12 protein-coding genes, 1 tRNA gene and 1 pseudogene are annotated in these 16,794 nt (G+C 61.9%); 11 read left to right on the top strand and 3 right to left on the bottom strand.

Translation table 11 applies throughout. From position 1 onward, the window contains the following. Positions 1–19 precede the first annotated feature (19 nt). The 3 genes from ASF66_RS21545 (at position 20) to ASF66_RS21535 (ending at position 4,143) form a co-directional block, all read left to right on the top strand. A complete protein-coding gene (locus ASF66_RS21545; protein ID WP_049862414.1) occupies positions 20–1,294 on the top strand; it encodes a YeaH/YhbH family protein in 1,275 nt (424 codons plus the stop codon). Next, the gene (locus ASF66_RS21540) at positions 1,291–2,853 is read left to right on the top strand and encodes a SpoVR family protein (protein WP_056845313.1); all 1,563 of its coding nucleotides are present in this window, start codon (positions 1,291–1,293) and stop codon (positions 2,851–2,853) included. Before ASF66_RS21545 ends, ASF66_RS21540 begins: the two co-directional genes overlap by 4 nt. A 66-nt stretch (positions 2,854–2,919) precedes the next feature. Further along, positions 2,920–4,143 carry a multifunctional CCA addition/repair protein gene (locus ASF66_RS21535; RefSeq protein ID WP_056845312.1) on the top strand — a complete coding sequence of 408 codons (1,224 nt, stop codon included), beginning with the start codon at positions 2,920–2,922 and terminating at the stop codon, positions 4,141–4,143. A 173-nt stretch (positions 4,144–4,316) separates the two neighbouring features. Here the strand turns inward: ASF66_RS21535 and folK are convergent, their stop codons facing one another. Then, positions 4,317–4,832, bottom strand: coding sequence for a 2-amino-4-hydroxy-6-hydroxymethyldihydropteridine diphosphokinase (folK, locus tag ASF66_RS21530; protein ID WP_056845311.1), 516 nt, complete (start codon positions 4,830–4,832; stop codon positions 4,317–4,319). Continuing rightward, complete coding sequence (gene folB / locus ASF66_RS21525) at positions 4,823–5,176, bottom strand: dihydroneopterin aldolase (RefSeq protein WP_056845310.1); 354 nt, start codon at positions 5,174–5,176, stop codon at positions 4,823–4,825. The genes folK and folB overlap by 10 nt, the downstream gene beginning before the upstream one ends. A 74-nt stretch (positions 5,177–5,250) precedes the next feature. On the opposite strand from folB, the gene plsY reads away from it, so the two are divergent. Then, a complete protein-coding gene (gene plsY, locus ASF66_RS21520; RefSeq protein ID WP_049862419.1) occupies positions 5,251–5,820 on the top strand; it encodes a glycerol-3-phosphate 1-O-acyltransferase PlsY in 570 nt (189 codons plus the stop codon). An 18-nt stretch (positions 5,821–5,838) separates the two neighbouring features. Here the strand turns inward: plsY and tsaD are convergent, their stop codons facing one another. After that, positions 5,839–6,864: a tRNA (adenosine(37)-N6)-threonylcarbamoyltransferase complex transferase subunit TsaD gene (tsaD, locus tag ASF66_RS21515; RefSeq protein WP_049862420.1), complete on the bottom strand. Its 1,026-nt coding sequence runs from the start codon at positions 6,862–6,864 to the stop codon at positions 5,839–5,841. Positions 6,865–7,059: 195 nt separating this feature from the next. Between tsaD and rpsU the strand changes: the two genes are divergently transcribed. From rpsU to ASF66_RS21480, 7 genes and pseudogenes are all read left to right on the top strand, one after another. Then, positions 7,060–7,275: a 30S ribosomal protein S21 gene (gene rpsU / locus ASF66_RS21510; protein WP_002551877.1), complete on the top strand. Its 216-nt coding sequence runs from the start codon at positions 7,060–7,062 to the stop codon at positions 7,273–7,275. A 307-nt stretch (positions 7,276–7,582) separates the two neighbouring features. Beyond that, complete coding sequence (gene dnaG / locus ASF66_RS21505) at positions 7,583–9,541, top strand: DNA primase (protein WP_056845309.1); 1,959 nt, start codon at positions 7,583–7,585, stop codon at positions 9,539–9,541. Between the two features lie 67 nt (positions 9,542–9,608). Further along, positions 9,609–11,453, top strand: coding sequence for an RNA polymerase sigma factor RpoD (gene rpoD / locus ASF66_RS21500; protein ID WP_049862422.1), 1,845 nt, complete (start codon positions 9,609–9,611; stop codon positions 11,451–11,453). Between the two features lie 373 nt (positions 11,454–11,826). Further along, positions 11,827–14,775, top strand: a pseudogene (locus ASF66_RS21495) (sensor domain-containing protein); the annotation flags it as partial. Positions 14,776–14,789: 14 nt separating this feature from the next. Further along, positions 14,790–14,866: transfer RNA gene (locus ASF66_RS21490), tRNA-Ile, on the top strand. A gap of 298 nt (positions 14,867–15,164) precedes the next feature. Continuing rightward, positions 15,165–15,857 carry a bacteriorhodopsin gene (locus ASF66_RS21485; RefSeq protein ID WP_056845308.1) on the top strand — a complete coding sequence of 231 codons (693 nt, stop codon included), beginning with the start codon at positions 15,165–15,167 and terminating at the stop codon, positions 15,855–15,857. Positions 15,858–15,877: 20 nt separating this feature from the next. Beyond that, the gene (locus tag ASF66_RS21480) at positions 15,878–16,708 is read left to right on the top strand and encodes a Brp/Blh family beta-carotene 15,15'-dioxygenase (protein ID WP_177331317.1); all 831 of its coding nucleotides are present in this window, start codon (positions 15,878–15,880) and stop codon (positions 16,706–16,708) included. Positions 16,709–16,794 lie beyond the last annotated feature (86 nt).

Raw genomic sequence — 16,794 nt, 5'->3', positions numbered from 1 at the left:
CAGGCTGCCCGGAGGCCTAATGAGCTATGTGATCGACCGACGCCTCAATGGCAAGAACAAGAGCACGGTGAACCGCCAGCGATTTCTGCGGCGTTACCGTGATCACATCAAGAAGGCCGTGGAAGAAGCGGTCGGCCGCCGCTCCATCACCGACATGGAACACGGCGAGCAGATCAGCATTCCCGGTCGCGACATCGACGAACCGGTGCTGCATCACGGCCGTGGTGGCAAGCAGACCGTGGTGCACCCCGGCAACAAGGAGTTCACGGCCGGTGAACACATCGCTCGCCCCCAAGGCGGTGGGGGTGGCGGCAAAGGGCCTGGAAAGGCGGGCAACTCCGGCGAAGGCATGGACGAGTTCGTGTTCCAGATCACCCAGGAAGAATTCCTCGAATTCATGTTCGAAGACCTCGAACTGCCCAACCTGGTCAAGCGCAACCTCAGCGGTACCGACACCTACAAGACGGTACGCGCCGGGATAAGCAACGAGGGCAACCCCTCACGCATCAACATCATCCGCACCCTGCGTTCCGCCCACGCGCGGCGCATCGCGCTCTCGGGCAGCAGCCGCGCCAAGCTCAAGGCGGCCAAACTCGAACTCGAACGCCTGAAGATCGAAGAGCCAGACAATTTCGGTGACATCCAGGCCCTGATGGGGGAAATCGAGAAGCTCAGCGCCCGCATCCATCGAGTGCCCTTCCTCGACACCTTCGACGTGAAGTACAACCTGCTGGTCAAACACCCCAACCCCAGCTCCAAGGCGGTCATGTTCTGCCTGATGGATGTGTCCGGCTCCATGACCCAGGCGACCAAGGACATCGCCAAGCGGTTCTTCATCCTGCTGTACCTGTTCCTCAAGCGTAACTACGACAAGATCGAGGTGGTATTCATCCGCCACCACACCAGCGCCCGCGAAGTCGACGAGGAGGAGTTTTTCTATTCTCGCGAGACTGGCGGCACCATCGTTTCCAGCGCGCTGAAATTGATGCAGGAAATCATGGCGGCGCGCTACCCGACCAACGAGTGGAACATCTACGCGGCCCAGGCCTCGGACGGCGACAACTGGAACGACGACTCGCCCATCTGTCGGGAAATCCTCACCAAGCAGATCATGCCGTTCGTGCAGTACTACACCTATGTGGAGATCACGCCGCGCGAACATCAGGCGCTGTGGTACGAATACGAGCGCATCAGCGATTCGTTCGCCGATACGTTCGCCCAGCAACAGCTGGTGTCGGCCGGGGATATCTATCCGGTCTTCCGTGAACTCTTCCAGCGCAGGTTAGCGACATGACCGCCAGAGAGCAGAAGCGTCAACCCATCTCCACGGGCTCGGAATGGACGTTTGAGCTCATCCAGACCTATGACCGGGAAATCAGCCGCATCGCCGAGCGCTATGCGCTGGACACCTACCCCAACCAAATCGAGGTGATCACCGCCGAGCAGATGATGGATGCGTACGCCTCGGTCGGCATGCCGCTGGGCTATCACCATTGGTCCTACGGCAAACACTTTCTCAGTACCGAGAAATCCTACACGCGCGGTCAAATGGGGCTGGCCTACGAGATCGTCATCAACTCCGATCCGTGCATCGCCTACCTGATGGAAGAGAACACCATCTGCATGCAGGCGCTGGTGGTGGCTCACGCCTGCTACGGGCACAACAGTTTCTTCAAGGGCAACTACCTGTTCCGCACCTGGACCGACGCCAGTTCGATCATCGATTACCTGGTGTTCGCCAAGTCCTACATCATGAAGTGCGAAGAGCGGCATGGTATCGATGCCGTGGAAGACCTGCTCGACTCCTGCCACGCGTTGATGAACTACGGTGTCGATCGCTACAAGCGTCCGTATCCGATTTCCGCCGAGGAGGAACGTCGCCGCCAGGCCGACCGCGAGGAACACCTGCAGCGCCAGATCAACGATCTGTGGCGCACCATCCCCAAGGGCGCCGACAAGAACCGCGAGGAGGACAACGCCCGGTTTCCGGCCGAGCCGCAGGAGAACATCCTGTACTTCATCGAGAAACACGCGCCGTTGCTCGAGCCATGGCAACGCGAGATCGTCAGGATCGTGCGCAAGATCGCGCAGTACTTCTATCCCCAGCGCCAGACCCAGGTGATGAACGAAGGCTGGGCGACGTTCTGGCACTACACCCTGATGAACGACCTCTACGACGAGGGCCTGGTCACCGACGGTTTCATGATGGAGTTTCTGCAGTCGCACACCAGCGTGGTGTTCCAGCCGGGTTTCGACAGCCCCTACTACAACGGTATCAACCCCTATGCGCTGGGTTTTGCCATGTACCGGGACATACGGCGCATGTGCGAACACCCGGACGACGAGGATCGCCGCTGGTTTCCCGAGATTGCCGGCAGTGACTGGCTGTCGACGATCAAGTTCGCCATGAGCAGCTTCAAGGACGAGAGCTTCATCCTGCAGTACCTGTCGCCCAAGGTCATTCGCGACCTGAAGCTGTTCAGCATCATGGACGACGACCAGCGCGACGAACTGCTGGTGCCGGCGATCCACGACGAGAACGGCTACCGCACGATCCGTGAAACCCTGGCGGCGCAATACAACTTGGGCAACCGCGAGCCCAACGTGCAGATCTGGAGCATCGATCGACGCGGTGACCGCTCATTGACCCTGCGTCATCAGCAACACGACCGCAAGCCGCTGGGCGAATCCACTGAGGAAGTGCTTAAGCACCTGCACCGTTTGTGGGGCTTCGACATCCATCTGGAGACGCTGCAGGGCGATCAACTGGTCAAGACGCACCACGTGCCACCGCGCAACGAGCACACGGACGGCAGCCATGGGCGGGCGGACCTCAACGTCGTGCACCTCTGAGCCCGGTGCACTGGGCAAACCTTCGGTGGCTTGGTGTTATCCTTCGCGGCCATCGGAGGTGTTGCAATGAAGATCTATGAAGTGGGCGGCGCGGTGCGCGATCGCCTTCTGGGTATACCTGTCACCGACATCGATCGCGTAGTCGTGGGTGCCAGCGCCGAACGAATGCTCGCTGACGGGTACCGGCCGGTCGGCAGCGATTTCCCGGTGTTTCTGCATCCGCAGACCGGCGAAGAATATGCCCTGGCGCGTACCGAGCGCAAAAGCGGGCGCGGCTACGGTGGTTTCGTGTTCCATGCCAGCCCGGACGTCACTCTGGAAGAGGACCTGTCGCGGCGCGACCTGACCATCAATGCCATGGCCGAGGACGACGAAGGTCGGATCATCGATCCCTACGGTGGCCAGCAAGACCTGCATGACCGCCTGCTCAAGCACGTCTCCCCCGCTTTCATCGAAGATCCCCTGCGCGTATTGCGGGTTGCACGCTTCGCTGCCCGCTATGCCGGACTGGGTTTTCAAGTGGCCGAACCGACCTTGCAATTGATGCGTCAGCTGAGTGAATCGGGCGAGTTGCAGGCCCTGACGGCCGAACGCAGTTGGAAGGAAATTTCCCGGGCGCTGTTGGAAGCGCACCCACACGTGTTCATTCAGGTGCTGCGCGACTGCGGAGCGCTGGAACAATTGCTCCCCGAAGTGGACGCGTTGTTCGGCGTACCGCAACCGCCTGCTCATCATCCGGAGATCGACACCGGGGTGCATACCTTGAGCGTGCTGGAACAGGCGGCGCGGCATGAGCAGCCGCTGACCGTGCGCTGGGCGTGTCTGCTGCACGATCTGGGCAAGGGCACCACGCGACCCAGCGAGTGGCCGCGGCATATCGCTCACGAGCAGCGCGGCGTGAAGTTGATCAAGGCGGTCAACGAGCGCTTTAAGGTGCCCAAGGATTGCCAGGAACTGGCGGTGCTGGTCGGTGAATACCATACCCATGGGCATCGGGCTCTGGAGCTCAAACCGTCGACCTTGCTGGAGCTGTTGCAGAATTTCGACGTGTACCGCCGTCCCCAGCGCTTCGAGGAGTTCATCATGGCGTGCGAAATGGACGCGCGTGGACGGTTGGGGTTCGAGGCACGGGAATATCCTCAGGCGGATTATCTGCGCGGTGCGGCTGCAGCCGCGCGGGGGGTGGCGGTACAGCCGCTGGTTGCTCAGGGGTTCAAGGGGCAGGCGCTGGGTGAAGCGTTGAAACGGGCGCGGTTGGAGGTGTTGAAGGAGTACAAGGCGGGCGTTTGAATGGGGATGGTTGAGGGTGGCTTGGCGGGCCTCTTCGCGGGCAGAGGCCCGCTCCCACAGGGAAGTGGGATCACCTGGGGCTCCCATGGGAAGTGTGACCACCTGGGGCTCCCATAGGGAAGTGAGATCACCTGTGGGAGCGGGTCTCTGCCCGCGAAGAAGGCGCAAGCGATCTAAAGCGTGGCAGGGGTCAATTGCTGTCCGCGCCATTCGAAGGGGACAGGCGCCAATACCTGATCGATAATCGCCTCGCGCCACAACTGGCCAAGACTCACGCCTGTACCCGGATGCACCAACTCTGGCGCAATCAGCGCCAATGGCCACAGGACGAACGCGTTTTTCAGAATTTCGGCACGCGGCAATATCAGCCCATCGAAGTTGCCGACCAGGTCGGCGTACAACAATACATCGATATCCAGCGGCAGCCCCTTGCGGTCCGGGGCGTAGCGGCCATTGTCGGCCTCGATGAATTTCAGCCGGCGGTCCAGCTCCTCCAACGGCAGATCGGTCAGCGCGGTGACCACCAGGTTGAAGAACGGGCCGCTCTTGATACCCACCGGCTGGCTTTCGAATACGGCCGAGCAACGCAGGTCCACGAGGAACGCGGCCAATGCGTCGAGCCCGGCGCACAGATGGCGCTGACGATCGACGTTGCTGCCCAAGCCCAGATAGATTCGATTCAGCGACATCCGCGCTCGATCTCCACACCCACACCCTGCGCCGCCACGACGGCACCCGGCTTGGTGACTTTGAGCCGCAGCCAGGGAATACCGAATTCGCTCATCAGCAATTGGGCAAGGCGCTCGGCGAAGGTCTCGACCAGCTCGAAGCGCGCCTGGGCGGCAAAGGCCTGGATGCGCTGCGAGACGGTCGCGTAGTCCAGCGCGAGCGTCAGGTCGTCGCCCGCGGCAGCCGGACGGTTGTCCCAGGCGAATACCAGGTCCAGACGCAGGCACTGACGAATGTCACGCTCCCAATCATAGGCGCCGATCACCGTGTCGACTTCCAGGCCTTCGATAAACACTCTGTCCAAGCACTTCACTCCGCAGCACGACAAGGGCGCCTGGCGCCGTTAGAATCAAGGGTTTCCCTACCCGGAAATAAAGCATGTTCTGGTTGCTGGCGCTTGGCGCCTACCTGCTCGGCTCGCTGTCCTTCGCTATCGTGCTCAGCCGCGCGACGGGCACTCCCGACCCGCGAATGAGCGGTTCGGGCAACGCCGGCGCGACCAACATGCTACGCCTGGCCGGTAAAAAGCTCGCCATCCTCACTCTGCTGGGCGACTTGTGCAAGGGTTTGCTGCCGGTACTGATTGCCGCGCAAGCCGGGATGACGCTCGCACAGCAAGCCTGGATCGGGCTCTGCGCGGTGATCGGCCACCTGTTTCCGCTGTATTTCCGCTTCAAGGGCGGCAAGGGCGTGGCCACCTCCGCCGGCCTGCTGCTGGGCCTGTACCCGCCTGCCGCGCTGCTGGCCATGGCTGCCTGGGCGCTGACCTTTCGGCTCACGCGCACCAGTTCACTCGCAGCCCTGATCGCCACGCCACTGACTTTGCCGCTGCTGGCCTGGCAACGCCCAGAGACACTGCTGCCCCTGAGCGTGCTGACCATCCTGATCATCTGGCGTCACCGCGGCAACCTGCGCGATCTGTTCGCTGGCCGCGAGCGGCACTTCTGAGCAGGCTGGCCGGCGCGTTCAGAGCGCTGGCAATTGCTCCATCGGCCAACGTGCCTGGACACTGATGGCCAGGGTTTCCTGCTGCCCGGCCAACAGACGCTGACATCCAGCATAGGCGATCATGGCCCCGTTATCGGTGCAGAACTGCGGGCGGGCGTAATAGACGTTGCCACCCAGCTCGCCCAGCATCTTCTCCAGGCCTTGGCGCAATGACTGGTTGGCACTCACCCCACCGGCGATCACCAGGCGCTTGAGGCCGGTCTGCTTCAAGGCCCGGCGGCATTTGTAGGTCAGCGTATCGACCACCGCCTGCTCGAACGCCAGAGAGATATCGCAGCGAGTCTGCTCGCCGTCGTCGCCAGCGCTGCGGCACTGCTGCCAGGTGTTGAGCGCGAAGGTCTTCAGACCGCTGAAACTGAAATCCAGGCCGGGACGGTCGCACATCGGCCGTGGGAAGGTGAAGCGCCCGGCCACGCCCTGTCTGGCCAGGCGGGCAATCTCCGGGCCGCCCGGGTAGTTCAGGCCGATCAGCTTGGCAGTCTTATCGAAGGCTTCCCCGGCCGCATCGTCCAGGGTCTCGCCGAGCAAGGCGTACTGGCCAATGCCGTCGACTTGCACCAACTGCGTATGGCCGCCGGACACCAGCAGGGCGACGAACGGAAACTGCGGCGGTTGCTCTTCCAGCATGGGTGCCAGCAGATGGCCTTCCATGTGGTGCACGCCCAACGCCGGTATGTCCCAGGCGAATGCCAGCGCCTGGGCGCAGGAGGCGCCGACCAGCAGCGCGCCGACCAGACCGGGGCCGGCGGTATAGGCGATGGCGTCGATCTCGGTGGCCGCGCAGTCGGCCTCGGCCAATACCTGACGGATCAGCGGCAGCATGCGCTTGACGTGGTCGCGCGAGGCAAGCTCGGGCACCACCCCGCCATAGGCGCGGTGCAGGTCGATCTGGCTGAACAGCGCATCGGCCAGCAGGCCGCGTTCACTGTCGTATAATGCGACACCGGTTTCGTCGCAGGACGTTTCCAATCCCAGTACTAGCATGGCCAGGCCTTGTGGAGCTGTATTCGAAGGCGCGCATGATAGTCGTCGAACAGGGCACCGACCAGCGGTTTTCGATCAGAGGCTTTGCATTCCTGCTGGGTAAGGGTTAACATCCGCAACCCTTAAAAACCGACGTACTTATGCGCGCTTTTGCCATGAGATGTCGACCCCGGTAATGAATGAAGGTAGCTCTGGATGCCAGCCGTCAAAGTTAAAGAGAACGAACCCTTCGACGTAGCTCTGCGTCGTTTCAAGCGCTCCTGCGAAAAAGCCGGTGTACTGGCTGAAGTTCGTAGCCGCGAATTTTACGAGAAGCCGACTTCGGAGCGTAAGCGCAAGGCAGCAGCCGCTGTCAAACGTCACGCCAAGAAAGTCCAGCGCGAACAGCGCCGCGCCGTTCGTCTGTACTAATACACAGACGTTCGTCGCAAGCTTCTGCCTTGCCCGGCCCACAGCCGGGCTGCCGGCAGTTGCCGTAGTACCCCGCCTCAAACGTCAGAACTGGCTTCATTGCCAGATCGTGCACGTCATCCTGACGAGCCTTGCAAGGCTGCAGACGAGCACACTTATTCCGTTGGTAACGCCCTCCTTCGACTGCTGCCCAAGGCGCCGTTGAACGCAGAGACGTTTCCGACATAGAAATCAGCGCTGCAAAACCTGCCAGACCGATTTCCAATGGGTACACTTCCGCTCCTGGGCTGCTGATAAAGAGAACGCCATGGCCGGGCTGATTCCCCAAGGCTTCATCGACGACCTGCTCAACCGCACCGACATCGTCGATGTGGTGCAGTCACGTCTGCAAATGAAGAAAGCCGGCAAGAACTACACCGCCTGCTGCCCGTTTCACAAGGAAAAGACCCCCTCTTTCAGCGTTAGCCCCGACAAGCAGTTCTATTACTGTTTCGGATGCGGCGCTGGTGGCAACGCCCTTGGTTTCATCATGGACCACGACAACCTGGACTTTCCCCAGGCCGTCGAGGAACTGGCCAAGGCCGCCGGCATGGAAGTGCCGCGCGAAGACAGCGGGCGCAACAGCAAACCGCGCCAGCCGACCGACTCACCGCTGTATCCGCTACTGGAAGCCGCCGCAGAGTTCTATCGCCTGGCGCTCAAGGGGCACCCGCAACGCCGGGCGGCCGTCGACTACCTCAAGGGCCGCGGCCTGTCCGGCGAGATCGCGCGCGATTTCGGCCTGGGTTTCGCACCGCCCGGCTGGGATAACCTGTTCAAGCACCTGAGCAGCGACAGCCTTCAGCAGAAAGCCATGATCGATGCCGGCCTGCTGGTGGAAAACGCCGACTCGGGCAAGCGCTACGACCGTTTCCGCGACCGCGTGATGTTTCCCATCCGCGATAGCCGCGGGCGGGTCATCGCCTTTGGTGGCCGGGTCTTGGGTGACGACAAGCCCAAGTACCTGAACTCTCCGGAAACCCCGGTGTTCCACAAGGGCCAGGAACTGTACGGCCTGTACGAGGCGCGCAAGCACAACCGCAACCTCGACGAGATCATCGTCGTCGAAGGCTACATGGATGTCATTGCCCTGGCCCAGCAAGGCTTGCGCAACGCCGTCGCGACTCTGGGCACGGCCACCAGCGAGGAGCACCTCAAGCGTCTGTTCCGCGTGGTGCCCAGCGTGCTGTTCTGCTTCGACGGCGACCAGGCCGGCCGCAACGCCGCCTGGCGCGCGCTGGAAGCTGCGCTGCCGAGCTTGCAGGATGGGCGCAAGGCGCGCTTTCTGTTCCTGCCCGAAGGCGAAGACCCGGACACCCTGGTGCGCGCCGAAGGCACCGACGCCTTCCGGGCCCGCATCAACCAACACGCGCAGCCGCTGGCGGACTATTTTTTCCAGCAGCTGACCGAAGAAGCCGATCCGCGCTCGCTGGAAGGCAAGGCGCACATGGCGACGCTGGCCGCGCCGCTGATCGACAAGGTACCAGGCGCCAACCTGCGCACCCTGATGCGCAATCGCCTGAGCCAGATCACCGGCTTGAGTGGCGAGGCCGTCAGCCAGCTGGTGCAAAGCGCGCCCCCAGCGCCGACGCCCAGCCACGATCCGATGGCCGATTACGATTCGATGCCGGGTTATTCGCCGGACTTCAGTGACTTTCATGCGCCGCCGGCCTTCGAACCACAGCAACAATGGACATCGGCCAAGACGTCCGGCAAGAAATGGGAAGGCAAGCCGTGGAAAGGCAAGGGCAAGCGTGATTTCGAACCGCGCCCGCAGCCACGCACGCCGGTGACGGTGGAGCCGCCCACGCTCAGTGCACTGCGCACTCTGCTGCACTATCCGCAACTGGCGGAGAAGGTGGAGGATGTCAGTCATTTTGCCGACGAGGAACAGCTGCACGCACAACTACTGGTGGCACTGCTCGAAGCCCTGCAGAAGAATCCCAAGCTACGCTCTCTGCAGTTGATCGCGCGATGGCACGGTACCGAACAAGGCAAGTTGCTGCGCGCATTGGCCGAGAAAGAATGGCTGATCGATGCCGATAACCTTGAACAACAGTTTTTCGACACTATAACTAGCTTGTCCGCTCGCCAACGCGAGCGTTGTCTCGAGCATTTGCTCAGGAAATCAAGACAGAGTGAACTGAGCGCAGAGGAAAAGAATCAACTGCGCGAGCTCCTCAGCCGCAATGTTCACGCACAAACCCCGACCTCAACTGGCGCGTGAGGTCCTAGCTCGGGTATAATCCTCGGCTTGTTTTTTGCCCGCCAAGACCTTCAGTGGATAGGGTGTTATGTCCGGAAAAGCGCAACAGCAATCTCGCATCAAAGAGTTGATCACCCGTGGTCGTGAGCAGGGCTACCTGACTTACGCGGAGGTCAACGATCACCTGCCCGAGGATATTTCAGATCCGGAGCAGGTGGAAGACATCATCCGCATGATCAACGACATGGGGATCAACGTATTCGAGAGTGCTCCGGATGCGGATGCCCTTTTGTTGGCCGAAGCCGATACCGACGAAGCGGCGGCCGAAGAGGCCGCTGCGGCGTTGGCAGCGGTCGAGACCGACATCGGTCGCACGACCGACCCGGTGCGCATGTACATGCGCGAAATGGGTACGGTCGAGCTGCTCACGCGTGAAGGCGAAATCGAAATCGCCAAACGTATCGAAGAGGGCATCCGTGAGGTGATGGGCGCGATCGCGCACTTCCCCGGCACGGTCGAGCATATCCTCAGCGAATACGACCGCGTGACCACCGAGGGTGGTCGCCTGTCCGACGTGCTTAGCGGCTACATCGATCCGGACGACGGCATCGCGCCGCCGGCCGAGGTGCCGCCGCCGGTCGAGAAACCGGCCGACAAGGCCGACGCCAAGGATGACGACGAAGAAGAAAGCGACAGCGACGACGAGGAAGAGACCGAGAGCGGTCCCGATCCGGTCGTGGCCCAGCAGCGCTTCGGCGCCGTGTCCGATCAACTCGCCGTTACCCTGAAAGCGCTGAAGAAGCATGGCCGTCACAGCAAGCAAGGCATCGCCGAGATGCTCGCGCTGGCCGAGCTGTTCATGCCGATCAAGCTGGTGCCCAAGCAGTTCGAAGGCCTGGTGGAGCGCGTTCGTGGTGCCCTGGATCGCCTGCGTCAGCAGGAACGCGCCATCATGCAGCTGTGCGTTCGTGATGCTCGCATGCCGCGCGCCGACTTCCTGCGCCAGTTCCCTGGCAACGAAGTCGACCAGACCTGGAGCGATGCTCTGGCCAACGGCAAGGCGAAGTACGCCGAGGCCATCGGTCGCCTGCAGGCCGATATTCAGCGCTGCCAGCAGAAACTGAGCGCGCTGGAAGCGGAAACCGGTCTGACCATCGCCGAGATCAAGGACATCAACCGTCGCATGTCGATCGGTGAAGCCAAGGCTCGCCGGGCGAAGAAGGAGATGGTCGAAGCCAACCTGCGTCTGGTGATCTCGATCGCCAAGAAGTACACCAACCGTGGCCTGCAATTCCTCGATCTGATCCAGGAAGGCAACATCGGCTTGATGAAGGCGGTGGACAAGTTCGAATACCGTCGCGGGTACAAGTTCTCGACGTACGCCACCTGGTGGATTCGTCAGGCCATCACCCGCTCGATCGCCGACCAGGCGCGCACCATCCGTATTCCGGTGCACATGATCGAGACCATCAACAAGCTGAACCGCATTTCGCGGCAGATGCTGCAGGAGATGGGTCGCGAGCCTACGCCGGAAGAGTTGGGCGAGCGCATGGAGATGCCCGAGGACAAGATCCGCAAGGTCTTGAAGATCGCCAAGGAGCCTATCTCCATGGAGACGCCGATCGGTGACGACGAAGACTCCCATCTGGGTGACTTCATCGAAGACTCGACCATGCAGTCGCCGATCGACGTGGCCACCGTGGAAAGCCTCAAGGAAGCCACGCGCGAAGTGCTGGGCGGCCTGACGGCACGGGAAGCCAAGGTGCTGCGCATGCGCTTCGGCATCGACATGAACACCGACCACACCCTCGAGGAAGTCGGCAAGCAGTTCGATGTCACCCGTGAGCGTATTCGTCAGATCGAAGCCAAGGCGCTGCGCAAGCTGCGTCATCCGACGAGAAGCGAGCACCTGCGCTCCTTCCTCGACGAATAAGCCTCAGCGACGAGCACCACCAGAACCCCCGGCCTTGCCGGGGGTTTTGCGTGATGGACCCATGACCCCAAAGTTTGTTCGCCCCCCTCTTCCCGCTGGCTGCCGCGCCCGACTACACTGGCCCTTCCTGCGATGGTCCAACGAGGCTGCCATGCATCGACTGCCGGCACTTGTGCTGCTGACTTCGCTCGCCGGGGCAGCCATCGCCGACACTTTTTCTCCCGCTGGTTACCCGTCTGGGCTGGTTGAACATCCGCCTTTGCTTGCGAGTGTGGCCGAGGCGCGCCCCCTGCTTGCCGCGGCGCCAGACGCCAGTGTGCCAACGACGCAGCAAGCCTCGTCGGCCAATGCTGCGCCCGCCCGTGACTGGTACTCCGCCCTGATCTACGGCCTGCCCGGCCTGGTCATGCTGGTCATTGCCCTGGGCGTGGTGATCCGCATCAACCGTCGCCTGACCTCGGAAATCAGCCAGCGCATCGCTCTGGAACGTGAGCTGCGTAGCAGCGAATACCATTACCGCGGCCTGATCGAGAGCCTATCGGCCATCGCCTGGGAAGCCGACACGACCGACTACACCTACAGCTACGTCTCACCCCATGCCGAGGCGCTGCTGGGCTACCCGTTGCAGAGCTGGCTGGAGCCCGGTTTCTGGCAGCGCATCCTGCATCCGGAGGACGCGAGCTGGGCGCGCGATTACTGCGCCGAGCAGACCGCTGCAGGGGTGGGGCACTCCCTCGAATACCGCGTGATCACTGCAGACGGTCGCAGCCTGTGGGTGCGCGACATCGTCAGCCTGATCAAGCATGACCAGCGACCGGTGATGCGCGGCCTGATGATCGACATCAGTGAAACCAAGAAGATCGAAGAAGCCCAGCGCCTGTCCGAGCAGAAGTTCGCCTCGGTGTTTCGTCAGTGTCCCGACATTCTGGTCATCGCGCGGCTCAGCGACGGCTCCCTGCTGGAGGTCAACGAAGCCTTCGAGGAACAGATCGGCCTCAAGGCGGCACAGGTGGTCGGACGGCGCGCAGCGGAGCTCGACATCTGGGGCGTGGACGGCGTCGCGCCGCGACTGCTCAAGCGCCTGCAGGGCGGCAGCATCCGCAACCTGGAGATGACCTTTCGCCGCGACAACGGCCAGCGCTTCACCGGCCTGCTCTCGGCCGAGCCGCTCCAGCTGGAAACCACGGCGGCGATGGTCGTGGTGGTGCGCGACATCAGCGAGCTCAAACAGACCCAGCAGCGCCTGCAGATTTCCGAGGAGAAGTTCGCCAAGGCGTTCCACGCCTCGCCCGATGGCATGCTGCTGACCCGGCAGAGCGACGGCTTGCTGATCGAAGTCAACGAAGGCTTCAGCATCATGACCGGGCACAAGAGCAAGACATCCCTGGATCGCTCGACCCTCGAACTGGGCATCTGGGCCGATCCCAACGAGCGCAAGCGGCTGCTGGACAAGCTGCAGCGCCAAGGCTTCGTTCGTGACTTCGTCTGCCGCATCCGTCGTATCGATGGCCAGGTGCGCCTGTGTGAGGTGTCGGTACGGCCGCTGCCCATCGGTGGGGACGCCTGCATGCTGACCATTGCCCGGGACATTACCGAGCGCCAGCAGATGCAACACAAGCTGACCCTGGCGGCGACCGTGTTCGAGAGCACGGCCGAGGGCGTGCTGATCACCGACACCCAGCAACGCATCAGCATGGTCAACCGCGCCTTCACTGAGATCACCGGTTTTTCCGAACAGGAAGTGCTGGGCGAAACCCCTCGCCTGCTCGCCTCGGGCCAGCACGACAGTGCGTTCTACATTGCCATGTGGCATCGCCTGGCCGCCGAAGGGCATTGGCAGGGCGAGATCTGCAACCGGCGCAAGAACGGCGAGCTGTACCCCAGTTGGTTGACCATCAGCTCGGTACGCAACAGCGAAGAGGCCATCACCCATTTCGTCGCCGTGTTCGCCGACATCTCCAGCCTCAAGCACGCTCAGGCGCGGCTGGACTATCAGGCGCACCACGACCCGCTCACCGGCCTGCCCAACCGAACCCTGTTCGAAAGCCGTCTGGCCGCCGCCCTGGCCAACCAGACCGAAGCCGGTGGCCAAGGCGCGGTGCTGTTCCTGGATCTGGACCGCTTCAAGCACATCAACGACAGCCTCGGCCACCCCGTAGGCGACCTGCTGCTCAAAGGCATCGCCCAGCGCCTCAAGGAACAGGTACGCGACATCGACACCGTGGCGCGCCTGGGCGGCGACGAGTTCATCATTCTGCTGCCGGGCCTGGCCCACGCCAGTGATGCGGAGCACATTGCCGCCAAGGTCTTGGCCTGCTTCGCGGCGCCCTTCCAGGCCGGTGACCATGAGTTCTTCACCAGTGCCAGTATCGGCACCAGCCTGTATCCCCAGGACGGCACCGACGTCGCCACCTTGGTGAAGAACGCCGATGCTGCCATGTACCGCTCCAAGGCCAAGGGCCGCAACCGCGTGGAGAGCTACACCCGCGACCTCACCACTCAGGCGACCATGCGCATCGCGCTGGAGCACGAGCTGCGTCGGGCGATCGAGCGCGACGAACTGAGCCTGAGCTACCAGCCCAAGTTCAGCATCGACTCGGATCTGCTGGTCGGTGCCGAAGCGCTGATCCGCTGGAAGCACCCCAACTTCGGCGACGTGCCGCCCGAGCAATTCATTCCGCTGGCCGAAGAGAACGGCATGATCCTGCAGCTCGGCGATTGGGTGCTGGAGCAGGCCTGTCGGCAGCTGCGCGAGTGGAAACAGCTCTACCACGAGTTCGGCCCGCTGTCGGTCAACCTGGCCGGCGCGCAACTGCGCCAACCCAACCTGCTCAAGCGCATCGAAGGCCTGCTGGCCGACAGCGATCTGCGCCCGCAGTCGCTGCAGCTGGAGATCACCGAAAACTTCATCATGAGCCAGACCGAGGAAGCACTGGTGGTGCTGCATCAGCTCAAGCGCCTGGGTGTGCAACTGGCCATCGACGACTTCGGCACCGGCTACTCGTCGCTGAGCTACCTCAAGCGCCTGCCGCTGGACATCCTCAAGATCGACCAGTCCTTCGTCCGCGGCCTGCCCGACGACCCCCACGACGCCGCCATCGTACGCGCCATCATCGCCCTGGGCCGCAGCATGCAACTGACCGTCATCGCCGAAGGCGTGGAAACCACCGCGCAGCAAGCATTCCTGGCCCGCGAAGGCTGCGAGCAGATCCAGGGCTACCTCGTCAGCCTCCCCCTGCCCCCCGACCGATTCGCCGCGACCTTTCTTCGTATGCGCCTTACAGATTTTTCGGATAGCACTCCCTGCAATCCATCGCTATAATCGGCGGCCTTCTGGGGCCTATAGCTCAGTTGGTTAGAGCAGGGGACTCATAATCCCTTGGTCGCAGGTTCGAGTCCTGCTGGGCCCACCAAGATTTTAGAGCCGCGCTTTGCGCGGCTTTTTTATTTCTGGCGAGATCATTCCAATACGATCCCGTGGTGCAACGCTGCAAGGTGAATTCTCGACCCAGCATGGAGGAGGATTCATGAAAGATTTTCGACTTGTGATCCCTTGATCAAATCGGCGAACGCAGCTTTCGACGCCACTGAAACATCCTGAACCAATTTATCCGTTGACTCCTCTATCTGGACTGTAACGCCAGCGAATGTCCTGTTCTCTCAAGGACGCGGCTGCCGATGCGATCTCATAGACCATTTGGATAAACCCCCATGACACAGACACCTCTGCTCATCGGCTTCGTCATCATGTCGCTTGCCTCCTTGGCTATCTATGCCAAAGGTGCTCACCGCGGGCCGCTGCGCGGCCATACGCTGATCCATGCAGCTGTGCCGTTCATCGCCGCTACGGCGTATCTCGCCATGTACCTGGGTGTCGGCAATCTGATCAAGCCGGACGACAGCATCACTTATGTCGCTCGCTACTTCGATTGGCTTCTGACTACGCCCCTGCTGTTGGCAGGCGTTGTCAGCTCGGCGTATCTGGGGGCTCGCGAGCGTGATGGTCAGGCCGGTTTCGTGGCGTCCATCGTGACCTTGGACGTGATGATGATAGTGACAGGCCTGGTTGCCTCCCTGGCGCTCTATGGCACCATCAAATGGGTCTTCTTCGCCTGGTCATGCGTCGCATTCGTCGGCGTGCTCTATCTGATCTGGAAGCCACTGGCGGCGCTTTCCGAAGCGTCTCCGGCAATCGGCGCGGCCTATCGTAAAAACAGTGGTTTTCTCACCGTGCTCTGGCTGATCTACCCCGTTGTCTTTGCCGTCGGACCGGAAGGCATCTGGGCGATCAGCGATGCAGCGACCCTCTGGATCATTCTGGTACTCGACGTGCTGGCCAAGGTTGTCTACGCCTTTACCTCCGAGCGCAATCTGCGCGCGGCGCTTGTTCATTCCGGCGCCTGAAAATGAACCGGAGCGGCTGGTTGGCATTGCTGTTGACCGCCGCAATGGCCAGCGTAGACGAGGGATTGGGACAGCTGACGTTTGCGCTGGCCGTAGGGCTGGGCTTGGGGCTCCTGCACGGCGTCAGCGACCTACACCTTGTGGCACCAGCCCGGCGCTGGGGTTTTTTGTGCGCTTATCTGGCGGTGGCTCTGGGCTGCCTGGTCTTTTGGCAACTCGCAAGCGGGACGGCACTGCTGCTGTTCTTGCTGCTCTCGGTCTGGCATTTTGTCCACGAGGATGAAGTGTTTTCCGATCGGCTGACTTCGCTGGCATTGGGCGTTTTCATCGTCGGTGGCCCGGCGGTGATGCACGAGGCAGAGGTCACTCGGTTGCTGGCGTTGAGCATGGGCTTGGGCGAATCCAATGCCCTCGCAGAGTGGCTGACGTGGTTACTCGCCGCAGTTGGCAGCATGGCGCTGCCGATACTGCTGCTGGCTTCATGCCGACGACGCTGTCTTTGGTTGGCGATCACCTTACTTGGGGTAGTGCTGGCACCCCCGCTGGTGGGCTTTGCGCTGGGTTTCTATCTACTGCATGCCGCGCCCCAGACCCGGGTTCGTCAACGAATGCTGGGCGTACCTGATTTAGCGGCCTATCTACGGCTCACCTGGCCAATACTATTGGGCGCAGCGCTGTTCACCTTGGGTGGTGGCCTGCTCTTCCTCCTCCAGGAGCACACTGGCATCCGTGCCTTGTTCGCTGTGCTGACTGCCTTTGCAGTGCCGCACATGCTTGTCCTGCCGCGCTTTTTGCCCGCAACTGGCACTGCTGGCCAATCCGGTGAGGGAACTCGACTCGTTGGGAGATAACTTTCCGAGGAGCATTGAAGGCATCATCGACTACTTCGATCACCCCATCAAAACAGCCGATTGGCCTTTTCCCACCCCGCTCCGTA

The organism is Pseudomonas sp. Leaf129 (assembly GCF_001423465.1).
GTDB lineage: Bacteria > Pseudomonadota > Gammaproteobacteria > Pseudomonadales > Pseudomonadaceae > Aquipseudomonas > Aquipseudomonas coleopterorum.
The sequence above is the reverse complement of the archived record's forward strand: the minus strand, read 5'-3'. Positions and strand labels throughout refer to the sequence as shown.

Bases quoted from the DNA above. Each gene is read 5' to 3' on its own strand.
- ASF66_RS21545 (WP_049862414.1), top strand. From the start codon at position 20: ATGAGCTATGTGATCGACCGACGCCTCAATGGCAAGAACAAGAGCACG.
- ASF66_RS21540 (WP_056845313.1), top strand. From the start codon at position 1,291: ATGACCGCCAGAGAGCAGAAGCGTCAACCCATCTCCACGGGCTCGGAA.
- ASF66_RS21535 (WP_056845312.1), top strand. From the start codon at position 2,920: ATGAAGATCTATGAAGTGGGCGGCGCGGTGCGCGATCGCCTTCTGGGT.
- folK (WP_056845311.1), bottom strand. From the start codon at position 4,832: ATGTCGCTGAATCGAATCTATCTGGGCTTGGGCAGCAACGTCGATCGT.
- plsY (WP_049862419.1), top strand. From the start codon at position 5,251: ATGTTCTGGTTGCTGGCGCTTGGCGCCTACCTGCTCGGCTCGCTGTCC.
- tsaD (WP_049862420.1), bottom strand. From the start codon at position 6,864: ATGCTAGTACTGGGATTGGAAACGTCCTGCGACGAAACCGGTGTCGCA.
- rpsU (WP_002551877.1), top strand. From the start codon at position 7,060: ATGCCAGCCGTCAAAGTTAAAGAGAACGAACCCTTCGACGTAGCTCTG.
- dnaG (WP_056845309.1), top strand. From the start codon at position 7,583: ATGGCCGGGCTGATTCCCCAAGGCTTCATCGACGACCTGCTCAACCGC.
- rpoD (WP_049862422.1), top strand. From the start codon at position 9,609: ATGTCCGGAAAAGCGCAACAGCAATCTCGCATCAAAGAGTTGATCACC.
- ASF66_RS21485 (WP_056845308.1), top strand. From the start codon at position 15,165: ATGACACAGACACCTCTGCTCATCGGCTTCGTCATCATGTCGCTTGCC.